This is a genomic window from Prosthecobacter fluviatilis, from assembly GCF_042655725.1.
GTDB lineage: Bacteria > Verrucomicrobiota > Verrucomicrobiia > Verrucomicrobiales > Verrucomicrobiaceae > Prosthecobacter > Prosthecobacter fluviatilis.
In genome coordinates this window covers 129,320-143,452 of sequence record NZ_JBHSMQ010000005.1, presented here as the reverse complement: position 1 = coordinate 143,452, position 14,133 = coordinate 129,320, and the positions used below count along the sequence as shown (strand labels likewise).

Below are 14,133 nucleotides of genomic sequence, written 5' to 3'. Positions count from 1 at the left end.
CAATGACACGCCCTGCCCTTCTTTTCTGCCTTGCCCTGCCTGCAGCCGGATTCGCCGTCGATTTCAATCGAGACGTGCGGCCGGTGCTGGCTCAGCATTGTTTCAAGTGCCACGGCATGGATGACCAGGGGCGGAAGGGAAAGCTGCGTCTGGATCTGCGTGAGGCTGCGATCGGCCAAGGGAAATCCGGTGAACTGGCGATCGTGCCGGGGAAGCCGGATGCGAGCGAGGTGATCAAGCGCGTCTTTTCCACGGATGAGGATGAACTGATGCCGCCGCCGCACACCAAGACGGTGCTGCCGGAGAGTGCAAAGAACATTCTGAAAGCGTGGATCGCCGAAGGAGCGAACTATGAGGCGCACTGGGCGTATATGCCGCCGAAGCAGGCTGCGTTACCGATGCCGGGGATGCATCCGATTGATTCATTTATCCAATCGAGGCTGAAACAGGAAGGGCTGAAGCCCTCCGCCGAGGCGGACAAATACACGCTGGTTAGGCGTGTGTTTCTGGATCTGACCGGACTGCCGCCGACGCCAGCAGAGGCGGATGCATTTGTGAATGACCAGTCTGCCGATGCGTATGACAAGCTGGTGGATGCGCTGCTGGCGTCCAAGCAGTATGGCGAGCGCTGGGCAAGGCGCTGGCTGGATCTGGCACGCTATGCGGACACGAACGGGTTTGAGAAAGACCGGCCAAGGCCGATCTGGCCGTATCGCGACTGGGTGGTGCGTGCGCTGAATGAGGACATGCCGTTTGACCAGTTTAGCATCAAGCAGCTGGCGGGTGACATGCTGCCGAAGGCGACGCCGGATGACCTGATCGCCACCGGCTTCCACCGCAACACGATGCTGAATGAGGAGGGGGGCATTGATCCGAATGAGTATCGTTTTTATGCGATGGTGGACCGAGTGGGTGTCACGGGCACGGCATGGATGGGGCTGACGATGAACTGCTGCCAGTGCCACACGCACAAGTATGACCCCATTCTGCACACGGACTACTACCGGACGATGGCGCTGCTGAACAACGCGGACGAGCCGACCTACTTCATCCCCACGCCTGAAGTGGCGGCGCAGCAAAAGGCGCAGGATGCCAAGGTGGCGAAGCTGGAGGCTGAGCTGCCGGGCAAGTATCCTGGGGGGAAGACTGCGATGGAGAGCCGGTTTGCGGGATGGGTGGAAGGGGAGTCTCGCCGGGCCTCGAAGTGGGAGGTGATCAAACCGACGAAGATGGAAACGACCATGCCGCATCTGGAGCAGCAGGCGGATGGATTTATCCTGGGCAGCGGCGACATCTCGAAAAGCGATGTTTATGACCTGAGCTTCAAGGCACCGATCAAGGGAGTGCGGGCGCTGCGCATTGAGGTGACGTCGCATCCGAGCCTGCCGAACAACGGACCTGGGCTGACGAATTACGAAGGGCCGATCGGAGGCTTTTTCATGAGCGAGTTTCAGGCTTCGCAAGGCGGGAAGCGTGTGCAGGTGGCGCGTGCCGAGGACACGAATGAGGATGAAGATGACAAGATCAATGACTCGCCTGCCACACCGGCGAAGGGCAAGGCAAAGGCTGCAGCCAAAGCCAAGAAAAAGAACAATGCGCAGGCGACGCTGGATGGTGAGATGTCGAGCGGCTGGCAGGTGCTGGGCGGCTATGGTGTGCAGCATGCGGCGGTGTTTCATTTTGAGCAGCCGGTGGATCTGACGAACGGGCTGGATTTGAAGCTGCTGTTTGAGAAACACTTTGCCTGTCCGCTGGGGCACTTCCGTATTTCAGTGACCACGAGTGATCATGCTGAGGCCATGGGGTATCCGGCAGAGGTGGAGGAGGCGCTGGCTTCTGGAGAGAAGGGCAAGCATGAGCTGTTGCTGCGCACCTTTCTGGAGAATGCGGAAGAGATGAAGCAGGCGGCAGCACCGCTGCTGGCTGCACGCAAAAATCCGGCGCGTGGTCAGGCCACGCTGGTGATGCAGGAGCGGCCTGCAAGCAATCCGCGCAGCACGCATCGCTACCATCGCGGAGAATACCTGCAGCCGAAGGAGGAGGTGACTCCGGCGGTGCCTGCTTTCCTGCCGCCGCTGCCGAAGGGCGAAGCTGCGAACCGGCTGACTTTTGCGAAGTGGCTTTTTGCGCCTGAGAATCCACTGACGGCGCGTGTGACGGTGAACCGGCAGTGGCAGGCGTTCTTTGGACGGGGGATCGTGAAGTCGCTGGAGGATTTTGGCTACCAGAGTGACCCGCCTTCGCATCCGGAGCTGCTGGACTGGCTGGCGGTGGAGCTGGTAAAGCAGGGGTGGTCGATGAAGAAGCTGCACCGGCTGATCGTGACGAGTGCGACGTACAAGCAGGGCAGCCGAATCACACCGGAGCTGGCGCAGAAGGATGCGGAGAATGTGCTGCTGGCGCGCGGGCCGCGTTTCCGGCTGGAGGCGGAGATCATTCGTGACTCCGCGCTGAAGGCTGCGGGCGTGCTCTCACTGAAGATGGGCGGGCCGGGGGTGTACCCTCCGCAACCTGCGAGCGTGACCTCTGAGGGTACCTACGGCAAAGTGGAGTGGAAGGTGAGCGAGGGTGAGGACCACTTCCGCCGCAGTCTTTACACCTTTACCAAGCGCACTGCGCCGTTTGCGATGGCCACCACCTTTGATGCGCCCACGGGTGAATCCTGCCTGGCCAAGCGTGAGGTCTCCAACAGCCCGCTGCAGGCGCTGACGCTGCTGAATGACCAGATGTTTATGGAGGCGGCGCAGGCGATGGCGAAGCAGGTGATCGCGGAGTCGCGGACGGACGACGAGCGGCTGCAGAATATCATCCGCCGTGCGGTGACGCGGCCTGCGGTGCCTGAGGAACTGGCGATGTTCAAATCCTTCCTGAGCAAGCAGCGCGAACGAAAGGTCGCTGAAGAATCTTTGTGGGCCGATGTGAGCCGCGCCGCCCTGAACCTAGACGAAGCCATCACGCATCCATGAACACCTCGAACATCACCCGTCGTCACTTCTTCCAGGACTGCGCCATTGGCACTGGGAAGATCGCGCTGGCCTCGCTGCTGGCTGATTCGGCCTACGGAGCGACGCAGAGTCCGAATGTGGCTGCGCCAACCCATTTCCAACCGAAGGCCAAGGCGGTGATCCACATGTTCATGGCGGGTGCGCCATCGCAGCTGGAACTCTTCGACAACAAGCCGATGCTGACGAAGTACGAGGGCAAGCCGCTGCCACCTTCGATCATCGGCGGGCAGCGCTACGCCTTCATCCGGCCTGATGCGGCGGTGCTGGGGCCGCGCTACCAGTTTGCCAGGCACGGGCAGTGCGGGGCGGAGCTGTCGGAGATGCTGCCGCATCTGGCGACGGTGGTGGACGACATCGCGATTGTGAAGTCCTGCCGCACAACGCAGTTTAATCACGCCCCGGCGCAGATTTACATGAACACCGGTTTCTCACAGCCGGGGCGGCCGAGCATGGGATCGTGGATCACCTATGGCCTCGGGGCCGAGACGCGGGATCTGCCGAGCTTTGTGGTGATGAGCACGGGCAGCGGCATCAGTGGTGGTGCGGCCTGCTGGAGCAGCGGGTTTCTGCCGAGTGTGTACTCAGGCACACGATTCCGGAACACGGGCGATCCGATTCTGAATGTGAGCACGCCGCAGGGCATTGAAGCGGGGACGCAGCGGGACACGATCGAGCTGATCAATGCGATGAACCAGCGACGTCTGAAACTGGATGGCGATGGTGAGACGGCCACGCGGATCGCGAACTATGAGATGGCGTACCGGCTGCAAAGCTCTGCGCCGGAACTGATGGATCTTTCCAAGGAGGATGAGGCGACGCTGAAGATGTACGGCTGCGATCCGAAGGTGCCGTCCTTTGCGCGGGCGTGTCTGCTGGCGCGGCGGATGGTGGAGCGCGGGGTGCGCTTCATCAACATCTACAATGAAGGGTGGGATGCGCACAGCGATGTGGCGGGGAATGTGAAAAGGAACTGTGGCATCACGGATCAGGCGAGCGCGGCGTTGATCAAGGACCTGAAGCAGCGCGGCCTGCTGGACAGCACGCTGGTGGTGTGGGGTGGTGAGTTTGGACGCACACCGATGGTGGAGGCCAGTGTGTCGCTTGGCCGCAGCCTGGGGCGCGATCATCATCCGCAGGCGTTTACGATGTGGATGGCCGGTGGCGGCATCAAGGGCGGCGTGACGATTGGGGCCACGGACGAGATGGGCTTCAACATTGTCGAAGACGAGACGCATGTGGCGGACCTGCAGGCGACGATTTTGCACTGTCTGGGCATCGACCATGAACGGCTGACCTTCAGCAAGGCGGGGCTGGACTTTAAGCTGACGGGCGTGGAGCCGTGTCATGTGATCAAGCAGATACTCGCGTGATGATTCCTGCCACCATCGTGCAAGGGCATCGCGTGGCCTCCGGCCTGAATGGGAATCCCCGTTTTCCGGGCGGGACGCTGCGGATGCAGCAGCCGTATTTTGCGGCGTTGGGGTTGGACCTGAGCGCGTTTTATCCGGGCACGCTGAATGTGAGCATCGCGCCACGGAGTTACCGGGTGATGAAGCCGAGGCATACGTTTCGTGCGCTGAAGTGGCATCCGGAAGATGCAGCGGAGGATTTTTCGTTTTTTGACGTGACGGTGCACCGAGATGGGGCAGAGCCGGTGATTGGGTGGATCTATTTCCCGCATCCTGACACGAAACCGGTGCATTTTCAGAAGCCGGATGTGATGGAGCTGCTGCTGCCATGGACGGAGGGGCTGGAGTATGGGGTGAAAATCATGCTGGAAGTGCCGGCGGAGCAGATGAAGTTCGAGTGATGAAGAAGCTCTTTTTCTTTCTGCTTTTCGTGGCCTCAGCGGCCTTTGCCGACACTCAGGCAGACATTGAGTATGCGATGGTAGGAGAGCTTTCGCTGAAGCTGGATCTGCACCGGCCGCAGGGGGGGAAACCACCGTTGATCGTGTATGTGCACGGCGGCGGATGGCGGGCGGGTTCCAAGGAGGATGTGCCGATTGTGGACTTGTATGACAAGGGCTACGCGATCGCGAGTGTGAACTACCGTTTGTCTACGCAGGCGCTGTTTCCGGCGCAGGTGCATGACATCAAGGCGGCGATTCGGTTTCTGCGGGGCAATGCGGGTTTGTATCACATCAACGCAGACAAGATTGTGATCATCGGGTCGTCAGCAGGCGGGCATCTGGCGGCGCTGGTGGGTGTGACGAATGGTGTGAAGGAACTGGAGGGTAGTGTGGGGGAGGATCTGGAGCAGAGCAGTGATGTGCAGGGGATCGTGAGCTATTACGGGGCGTCGGATTTGCAGACGATTCTCTCTCAAAGCACGCCCAAGGGGCTCGAATTTCGCATTCCAGCGCTGAAGCTTCTGCTGGGGGACACGCCTGACAAGAAGGCTGAGCTGGCACGGCTGGCGAGTCCGGTGACGCATCTGGACAAAAAGGATCCGCCGCTGCTGCTGATCCACGGCGATGCGGACCCACAGATGCCGCCGCAGCAGTCTCAAGAACTGGCGAAGGCCTATGAGGCGCTGGGGCTGCCGGTGACACTGATCATGATGCCTGGCAGCCTGCATGGCGGGGTGGAATTTTATGATGAGGAACGCACGGCCATCGTTGCCAAGTTTCTCGACAAGGTGCTGCGTTGAGCCAGAGTGAAGGTTCATGCCGAAACCACTCATCGCCATCACCATGGGCGACCCTGCCGGGGTCGGGCCCGAAATCTGTCTGCAGCTGCTCGCCAACGAGGCCGTGCGCGAGCACGCCACGCCGGTGGTGTTTGGTGATGCGCGGCTGCTTTCACGCTGCGCACGCCAGACGGGGCTGCCTGCGCCACAGCGCATCCTCAGCGAGATCGAGTGGGCGGAGAAATGCGGCAGCCTGGAAGAGCCGGCGGTGCTGGATGTGTTTGGTTTTGACGCAGGGGATTTTGCGCCGGGAGTCGTGAGCGCCAAGACGGGCGCGGCGGGGTATCGCTACGTGGAAAAGAGCATCGAAGCAGCGCTGGCCGGGCAGGTGGCTGCGGTGGCCACGGCACCGCTGAACAAGGAAGCGCTGCATGCGGCGGGGATCAAATATCCGGGGCACACGGAGATGTTTGCCGAGAAAATGGAGGCGGAGCGCTCCTGCATGACGTTTTTCTCCGAGGAGATGATCTGCAGCTTGGTGACGGTGCACATTGGCTATCAGGATGTGGTGCCGGCGCTGACGACGCAGCGCATTCTGGATGTGATCGAACTCACCGCTGACTCGGTGCAGCGGGTGCGGGGGAAAAAGCCGCGCATCGCGGTCTGCGGGCTGAATCCGCATGCGGGTGAGCACGGGCTGTTTGGCCGTGGCGAGGAGGAAAAGATCATCGGGCCTGCGATTGAAGCTGCCCGGGCGAAAGGGCACACCATCGAAGGGCCGCTGCCGCCGGACACGGCCTTCATCGCCTCGAAGCGTCGAGCGGTGGACGCCTACATCTGCATGTACCATGACCAAGCCCTCATCCCGCTGAAGGCGCTGGCGTTTGACACGGCCGTGAACACGACGCTGGGGCTGCCGGTGCCGCGCACGAGTGTGGACCACGGCACGGCGTGTGACATTGCCTGGCAGGGCAAGGCCAATGGCAGCAGCCTGGTGGAGGCGGTGCTGCTGGCGGCCAAGATGGCCAGGTAGGGAGCTCCCGAGCGAGGAATTTTTAAAAGTGCACTGCCATGGAGCGGTGCACGGGGCGAGTGGGCGTTTGGGATTGCGGAGGGGCCTTCCTCCGCAGGAACAAGGCTACTTTTTATCAGCGACCCAGCGGGGGACGCAACCCTCGTGGGCCTGGGTGACGGTGGCTGCGAAGTCTGCAAGGTAGCCAAAGGGATGGCTGACAGACACGGGCGCACGCGGACGGGAGTCGAGATCAGCGTTCACGTGGATGGTGCCTGCGAGGAGATCGAATTCGATTTCGTCGCCGTCCTGCACGGCGGCGATGGGACCACCGACGGCAGCTTCCGGGCTGCAATGGACGCCCACAGCGCCGCCAGAAACGCCGGATACGCGGGTGTCTGAGATGAGAGCCACTTTGCCGTAGAGCTCCGGCACGGCGAGAGCCGCGCTGGCCACGTGCATTTCGGGCATGCCAAGTGCGACAGGGCCGACGCCGCGGATGACCACGATGTGGCCGGGACGAATGAGGCCCGCGGCTGCCGCATCGGAGACGCCCTTGGAGTCGTTGAAGCAGATGGCGCGGCCTTTGAACTGGGGCTCGTCCAGCGAGGAGACTTTGAAGACCATGCCGTGGGGGGAGAGATTGCCGAAGCAGATCTGGATGTCGGCGTACTCTTTGAAGGGGGCCTCGACGGGGGCGATGAGGTCGTTGGGGAACGGCACTTCCGCGGCATCGGCCAGATTTTCCGCCAGGGTCTGGCCTGTGACGGTGATGCAGGAGCCATCCAGCAGCCCGGTCTTCTGGATGTGACGCAGCAGCATGGTGGTGCCGCCCAGGCGATGAAGATCGACCATGGTGCCCTTGCCACGAGGGGCGAAATTGCAGAGCACGGGGGTGCGACGGCACACGGCCTGGACATCGCGGAGAGTGAAATCGACACCTGCCTCACGGGCGATGGCGAGCATGTGGAGGACGCCATTGGTGGAGCCACCGATGGCGGCGATGACCGTCATGGCATTCGTGAGCGACTGCTTGGTGATGATGTCGCGCGGGCGGATGTTTTTTTCCAAGAGATTCCGCACGGCCTGGCCGACGCGCAGGCATTCGCTGCGTTTGCCAGCCTCGATGGCAGGCATGGATGAGGTGTCCGGCAGGCTCAGGCCCATGGCCTCGAGCGCGATGCCCATGGTATTGAAGGAGGCGGCGATGCCGCAGCCACCGGGGCCGGGACAGGCGGTGCGGATGATCTGCTCGGACTCCTCAAAAGACATGGTGCCCTGATTGGCCCGGGCGGCGGAGTCATAGACATCGTAAATGGTGGTGGGCTTCCCCTTGTGGCAGCCGGGCATGATGCTGCCGCCATTGACGATGAGGCCGGGGTAGTTGGTGCGCGCCAGAGCCATGGCAAAAGCGGGCCCGTTTTTGTCGCAGTGATGCAGGCCGATGAGCGCATCGTAGCAATGGGAGGTGCAGATCATTTCGGCACCGTTGGTCATGAGATTGCGCGAGCAGAGGGATGCGGCGCCGCCCACGTTGCCCTGAGTGATGTTGTCACTCACAGGCGAGACACCAAAGGGGAAGCCGATGAGTCCGGCGTCCTTGCAACCCTGGGCGATGAGCCGGGCAAGCTCGTGGGCGTGGACGTTGCAGATGTTGCCGTCGAGCAGAGGTGTGCCGATGCCGATCTGCGCCTTGTTGAAATCCTCCTCCTTAAAACCGAGGCCCCAGAAAAAGGCGTTAACGCCGCGCTGCCAGCCGTGGGTGAGATTGCGCGAGTTCCAGTTGAGAGAGTGTTCAGTCATGCGGCGTGAATGCTAGACGGAAAGAAGCTCCGCGCCAAAACAAAAGCTCCCGGTCAGCGAACGAACTGACCGGGAGCATGCCTAGCTAATCAGATTGGAAGGGCGCAAGGCCCCGTGAATTAGAACGCGAAGCTGAGCTTGGTTCCCCAGTAGATTTCGTTCTGGGTGGTGTTGAGCTGAGTGCGAAGCTTTTCGCCGTGGTTCATGGCCACATAGCTGGTCCAGGTCACCGACTTGGTCAGCTTGACTGGGACGGCGAGCGTGTAGAGAACGTGGGTGAAGCCAGATGTTGCAGTCTGCTGCAGGCTCTGACCCTTGTTGCCGACGACGCCGCCGCCAGGGATCGAACCAGAGCCGTTGCCGGTGTAGTAGTCGATGCCGAAGCCGGTGTTAACGGAAGGCACGATGCTCAGCCAATCGGTGACTGCGAAGGTGTAATCAGCACCAAGGGAGATGTACTGACCACTGATGCGGAAGTCATAGTAATAGCCAGCATAGATGTTGAAGCCCTTGATCGGCACTGCAACGGTCCAGCCCAGTTCACCAGCGCCTTTGAGTGCGAACTCAGGGTCGTTAAGTGCGTTGGGGGTGCCGTTGAAAGCGCCACCGTAGTTATCTGGATAGAAGTAATATTGATACTGCATTCCAAATTTGGCCCAACCCGCGTCGTAGGTCAGATTGGTGATGGCATCGACTTCGGAATATTGGAATCCCTGCTTGGAGTAAGTGCCGGCAGGGGCCGTGCTTCCGTTGTTCGGGAAGGGAGTGCCTGCGGTGTTGATGTAGGCACCACCGATGCCCCAGGTCAGCTTCTCAGTGATCGGCACGCTGATGTTGAGCGCGGTCCACATGATGTTGTCGGCGAACCAAAGACCGCGGAAGTAGTAGCGGCTGTCGTAACCGGCATCAAAAGTGGCTCCGATCGATTCGAAGAGGGCGCCTGTTTTTTCTTCCACAGGGACGGGATTTTTAGCGGGGGCAGTGCCAGCGGAGGCGTTCAGCGCTGCACAGGCAGCAAGAACGGTCACCGACTTGGCAATGAATGATGTCATGCTTTTGGGCTTCATGTGTTGGTCGAGTTTAGTTATTGTTGGTGTTGAGGCGCTGATTAGCCTGGAGGACTAGTGCAGCTAATAACCTAGTGAAGCAGGCGGCGTGCCATGTTGCCGCCCTTGCCAAAAATCGTCGTAATTTTATAAATTTAAGAGGCTTGAGGGGCAGTTGGCCTCTTCTGCGGACTCGGCACGCATCATCGGCCGAAAGCCTGTTGGATGAATCTTGTGTGTCTCCAGCCAGACAAAAATTGCCTTAATCTTGCATGCTCACAGCGAGAGTGTCTCTCCACTTGGCAGCAGTGGTTGAGGCTTTGTGCTCTCAACTCACATGTGCTTTGCAGAATGCGTGGGGATGAGCGGATCCAAAATTCCAAGCCCAAATCTACCGAGAGTTGGTTGCTCTGATTTAGGGGGGGGGCTGTTCTCAAAGTAAATCGGTCCTGGCGGCGCATCCATTTGCCTTCTTCAATTCGCAAAGGACTGGCTTTCCAAACCTGCTGATGTGCGATTCAACAAATTCAGAAGTCGCTGTTGCCTAGGGGGAGGGGCATATTATTGATCCGCATCTTCATTTGAAGGAAATATTTTGCGATGCTCGCCCTTTCCGCCATGCGGCAGTCATAGCCTGCGGGTCAGCTGAGTGCGTGTGCGAAGGAAGGAGCAAAAAATCTGCAGGGATGGCTCAACCTAAAAACCCTTGGCAGTTGCCTCAGTGCATAAAAAAACCTCCCGGCGCAAGCCGGGAGGTTTGAAAACCTTGGAAGGTTAAAGTCGCTCAGGAGAGAGCGGCCTGAATTAGAAGCGGACGCTGAGGGTCACGCCGTAGTAGCACACGCTGTGGAAAGCGGTGGCTGGGCCGCCGATAGGGAAGCCAGGGAAGTAGCCGTTCGTGGAGGAACGGGCCATGTTCTTCATCGGGCCCATTGGCAGGTTGAATGCCACGTAGGGGGTAAGGGTCGCACGGCTGTTGAGCTTGATCGGGAGATCGATGCCAACGTTAAGTGCGGTCCAGCCGCTGATGCCGCCCTGAGCAGCGCTCTGGCCGAAGATGCCGCCGCCACCGTAGAGGTTGCGGGAAGCCTGGGTCCAGCCGGCGTTGTAGTTCAGGCCATAGCCCAGACCAGCGTGAGGGACGACGCTGATGGCGTCGGTCACGGTGATGGTGGACTTGGCGGTCAGGTCGAAGTACCAGCCACCGTTGAACAGGTCATAGTTCGCGCTGGAAGCCAGGTTGATGGGGCCCAGGTTGGTGTTGACGCCCAGAGTGAGCTGCTGGATGTCGTTCATTCCATAGCCGCCGCTGTTGGCGAAGAATGGGAGCTGGTTGAGACCGCTGCCGTTGGCAAGGGAGCCCATGTTGTGGATGAAGCTGTAGCCGAAGCTCACGCTGGCAGGACCGAAGTCATGCGAGATGGCTGCACCCAGCTGAAGGCGCTGGAAGGAAGAGGTGTTGCTGATGCCAGCGAACTGAAGGCCGTTGGGGGAGAAATGGTCCTGGTCACCTGCGAGGGAGCCGTAGTTCACGTCCCAGAGGAGGGAGGTGCTGCCAGCGCCGTCTTCAGCTGCGCCGCCCACAAGGAGGAGAGCGCCATTGAGGCCTGCACGGACCCAATGCTGACCGTAGTTGATGCCACGCCACACGTAGTTGGAGTCGTAGCCGATGGAGGCGGTGATGCCCAGATCATCGTCCGCAGGAGCGGGAGCGATGGGGTTTTTCGGGGCGGGAGCGGATGGTCCGGCCACAACGGGAGTGGCGGCCAGTGCCAAGAACCCCAGCGTTTTCAGCAATGCGTTCAATTTCATAGTCTGATTGGGTTGGTATTAGGTTGGTTGGGTTGAGGTCGGACACTCGCATGTTCTGAATCAAAACAAAAAGTTTTGACTCAAAGTACGTGAGCCGTTCAGTTCTTAAACTAGCAGCGACCGTAACTACTGGAAAGCCTTTTCTTTATTTCCCGAGCATTTTTTTGCACTAACAGTAATATCACGTTTTATTAACCTAGCGGTGGCATAGGCGTTGTTGCCGGAATGCCACCAAAGTCTCTATGCCTGAGTGATCTAGCAGGGGGAGGATATTTATTTTATGACCCGTTTGTCAATTTTACTTTTGCTGCTCTTGTGGCTGCAGCCGGTGTCTTCACGTGCATCTTTTCCTCTCATCAGCCTGAGGGTGCGAGTTCACTTGATGCAGTCAGTTACGAATCCCAGATTGCAAACCACGCTTACGGAAAAAGAAGTGGTTAATTTATTTGAAGAGGTCAATGCGATTTGGGGGCAGGCTGGCATTCGATTCGACCTGGAGGCCATTGACAGCCTTCAGGCTCTCGATCTAGCTCCCAAAAGATGGTTCGTAAAAGATCGTAACTGGGTCAAATCGGCAATTCCGACAAATCGGTTCAGCCCTTCCGCCATAGATATGTGCTTCGTCAAAGACATGGGGCCCAATGGCTTCTTCTACGGTGAACCGGTTGTGGTCTGCGAAAATCCTGAGTTTCATAAGGTCTCCGGTGGCGCAAAGAACCCTGTGGCGCGCGTAGCGGCTCACGAACTCGGCCACGTTCTGCATCTCCAGCACCGCCAGGAAGTCACCAATCTCATGGCTTCAGGCAAAAATGGCATCTCTCTGAACGCACAGGAAATCAGGGACGCTAGAAAGCGGGCGTTGGAAATTCTAGGGCAGATGCCTCAGTCCTGAAAATCAAGTGCCTCTCTCAAGGCTTGGCCCAGGGCTTGGATCTGGGGGGCAGTATGACGGGCACTGAGGGTGATTCGCAGTCTGGCGCTGCCACGGGCGACGGTGGGATAACGGATGCAGGGAATGAGGAATCCCGAGTCCCGTAGCCGGCTGCTCACCGCCACCGCCCGTGAGGCTTCTCCGATGATCAGCGGCAGGATGGCTGCCGCGCCTGGTGGTGACGCGACGCCCATGGAGGCAAGAAGGTCATGAGCCTGTTTGGCGATGCCAAGCACCTGAGCTCTCAGGGCCTCGCCCTGCTCACTGCGAATCAGGTTCAAAATGACGTTGAGTGCATGGGCCAGGTGGAAGGGGGGCGCGGTGGAGTAGATAAAGCTGCGCGCGCGGTTGATCAGCAGATCAATGACCTGCCGCGAGGCCGCTAGGTAGCCGCCGCTCAGGCCGAAAGCCTTGCTGAGTGTTCCTAGATGCAAATCCACTTGCTGATCCACGCCGAGGGCTGCTGCGAGTCCACGTCCCTGGGGACCCAAAACACCCACGGCATGGGCTTCGTCCACCAGCAGCCAGGCGCCAAACTTGTTTTTGAGTGCGACGATGTCCTCAAGCGGGGCGGCATCGCCGTCCATGCTGAAGATGGATTCTGTTACGACGAGCACTCGTCCTTTGGCGGTTTGCAGCAGGCGTTCGAGCTTTTCGAGATGGTTGTGCGGGAAGACGCGGATCGTTGCTCCGCTCAAACGTGCTGCATCAACGAGGCTGGCATGGGAGAGTTTGTCCAGAATGATCGTGTCCTCCGCTCCCATCAGTGCGGGGATGGTGCCCAGGGCTACGGCAAACCCGCTGCTGAAGGTGAGCGCTGCCTCTGTTCCCTTGAAGTCTGCCAGAGCCTCCTCGAGTGCGGCGTGTGCGCGATGGCTGCCGCAGACGAGACGAGACGCTCCGGAGCCGCCTCCATACCTGGCGACGCCTTCAGCAAGCGCGTTTTGCATCTCGGCGGAGCCTGCCAGTCCCAGATAATCGTTCGAAGAAAAATTGATCCACTCCTGGCCTGCGGTGCGCACCGTCACTCCGCTTGCCTCATCCAGAGGGCGCAGTTCACGCCAGAGCCCCTGCGCACGCAGTTCATCAAGCTGTCCGGTGATGTTCCATTTGTCTGAGCGTTGCTGCATGCGTCAGTCTTTCAGTCGGCGTTCTACCACATCGTCCTTGGCTACCCCCAGGGCCAGAGCCTTCTCGTAGTGCCTGCGTGCCAGCTCAATTGCGGGCGGGCGGCGTTCCAGAAGCATGAGGGCCATGTTGAAGTGCGCGATGCCGTAATCAGGCTTCAGCTCGATCGCGCGCTGCAACTCCGCTTCTGCTGCGTCCGTCCAGCCAAGCCCTTTGGCGGCGATGGCCAGGTAGTTATGAGCGCGTGCATCTTCGGGCTCTTCATGGATGGCACGTGTGAAGCAGGAAATGGCCCGGTAGGTGTCTCCCTGCTTTTGCAGCAGCAGCCCCAAGGCCGTCCAGGTTTGTGCAAGCTGAGGATTGATCTGCACGGATTTTTCAAAGCATGAGATGGCCTGTTTGGTGTCTCCGGCCTGCTGCTCCACGGCACCCAGATTGGCCCAAATGAGGGCATTGCCATCGTCCAGCTCAAGCATTTCCAGGTAGGCCTTTCGGGCTGCTGGCCAGTCCTGCTTGCCAAAGGCCGCTGCCGCCCGTTCCCCCAGTACTTTGGTAAATGGAGGCAGCATGCCGGTTTTGTCCATTTTGGCCGGGTTTATCTGTGCAGCCTCCTGTGCGTGGCAGATGGTCGCCAGCAGTAGGAATGAGGGGATTTTCAGAAGATTTGAACACAGCATGTGCTGACTATGCGCTGAAATTGCCGCAGGAAAACATCTTGCGTATGGAGCGCGAGAGGGAATGTTCGCTCGAACAGCCCCGCTGACC

At 59.7% G+C, this 14,133-nt stretch carries 11 protein-coding genes; 6 read left to right on the top strand and 5 right to left on the bottom strand.

The window, feature by feature from the left end; all coding sequences use genetic code 11:
- Positions 1-2: 2 nt before the first annotated feature.
- The 5 genes from ACFQDI_RS14700 to pdxA are packed head-to-tail and all read left to right on the top strand — an operon-like array spanning position 3 to position 6,669.
- A complete protein-coding gene (locus ACFQDI_RS14700; RefSeq protein WP_377168035.1) occupies positions 3-2,966 on the top strand; it encodes a PSD1 and planctomycete cytochrome C domain-containing protein in 2,964 nt (987 codons plus the stop codon).
- Complete coding sequence (locus ACFQDI_RS14695) at positions 2,963-4,375, top strand: DUF1501 domain-containing protein (protein ID WP_377168033.1); 1,413 nt, start codon at positions 2,963-2,965, stop codon at positions 4,373-4,375. The genes ACFQDI_RS14700 and ACFQDI_RS14695 overlap by 4 nt, the downstream gene beginning before the upstream one ends.
- A complete protein-coding gene (locus ACFQDI_RS14690) occupies positions 4,375-4,815 on the top strand; it encodes a hypothetical protein (RefSeq protein WP_377168031.1) in 441 nt (146 codons plus the stop codon). Before ACFQDI_RS14695 ends, ACFQDI_RS14690 begins: the two co-directional genes overlap by 1 nt.
- On the top strand, positions 4,815-5,657 hold the full coding sequence (locus tag ACFQDI_RS14685) for an alpha/beta fold hydrolase (protein WP_377168029.1): 843 nt from the start codon (positions 4,815-4,817) through the stop codon (positions 5,655-5,657). Before ACFQDI_RS14690 ends, ACFQDI_RS14685 begins: the two co-directional genes overlap by 1 nt.
- Before the next feature lie 16 nt (positions 5,658-5,673).
- Positions 5,674-6,669 (top strand): 4-hydroxythreonine-4-phosphate dehydrogenase PdxA, encoded by a 996-nt coding sequence (gene pdxA, locus ACFQDI_RS14680; RefSeq protein ID WP_377168027.1) that lies wholly within the window; start codon positions 5,674-5,676, stop codon positions 6,667-6,669.
- 105 nt (positions 6,670-6,774) lie between these two features.
- Here the strand turns inward: pdxA and ilvD are convergent, their stop codons facing one another.
- The 3 genes from ilvD to ACFQDI_RS14665 all read right to left on the bottom strand — a co-directional run bounded on the left by ilvD (position 6,775) and on the right by ACFQDI_RS14665 (position 11,309).
- Entirely contained in the window at positions 6,775-8,451 is a 1,677-nt protein-coding gene (gene ilvD, locus ACFQDI_RS14675; protein WP_377168025.1) for a dihydroxy-acid dehydratase, read from the bottom strand.
- Between the two features lie 119 nt (positions 8,452-8,570).
- Positions 8,571-9,518: a hypothetical protein gene (locus ACFQDI_RS14670; protein WP_377168023.1), complete on the bottom strand. Its 948-nt coding sequence runs from the start codon at positions 9,516-9,518 to the stop codon at positions 8,571-8,573.
- A gap of 783 nt (positions 9,519-10,301) precedes the next feature.
- Positions 10,302-11,309: a hypothetical protein gene (locus tag ACFQDI_RS14665; protein WP_377168021.1), complete on the bottom strand. Its 1,008-nt coding sequence runs from the start codon at positions 11,307-11,309 to the stop codon at positions 10,302-10,304.
- 280 nt (positions 11,310-11,589) lie between these two features.
- On the opposite strand from ACFQDI_RS14665, the gene ACFQDI_RS14660 reads away from it, so the two are divergent.
- On the top strand, positions 11,590-12,201 hold the full coding sequence (locus tag ACFQDI_RS14660) for a hypothetical protein (protein WP_377168019.1): 612 nt from the start codon (positions 11,590-11,592) through the stop codon (positions 12,199-12,201).
- Here the strand turns inward: ACFQDI_RS14660 and ACFQDI_RS14655 are convergent.
- Together ACFQDI_RS14655 and ACFQDI_RS14650 are read right to left on the bottom strand one after the other, a co-directional pair.
- Positions 12,192-13,370, bottom strand: coding sequence for an aminotransferase class I/II-fold pyridoxal phosphate-dependent enzyme (locus tag ACFQDI_RS14655; RefSeq protein ID WP_377168017.1), 1,179 nt, complete (start codon positions 13,368-13,370; stop codon positions 12,192-12,194). The genes ACFQDI_RS14660 and ACFQDI_RS14655 overlap by 10 nt on opposite strands.
- 3 nt (positions 13,371-13,373) lie before the next feature.
- A complete protein-coding gene (locus ACFQDI_RS14650) occupies positions 13,374-13,937 on the bottom strand; it encodes a tetratricopeptide repeat protein (protein ID WP_377168015.1) in 564 nt (187 codons plus the stop codon).
- Between the last annotated feature and the right edge of the window lie 196 nt (positions 13,938-14,133).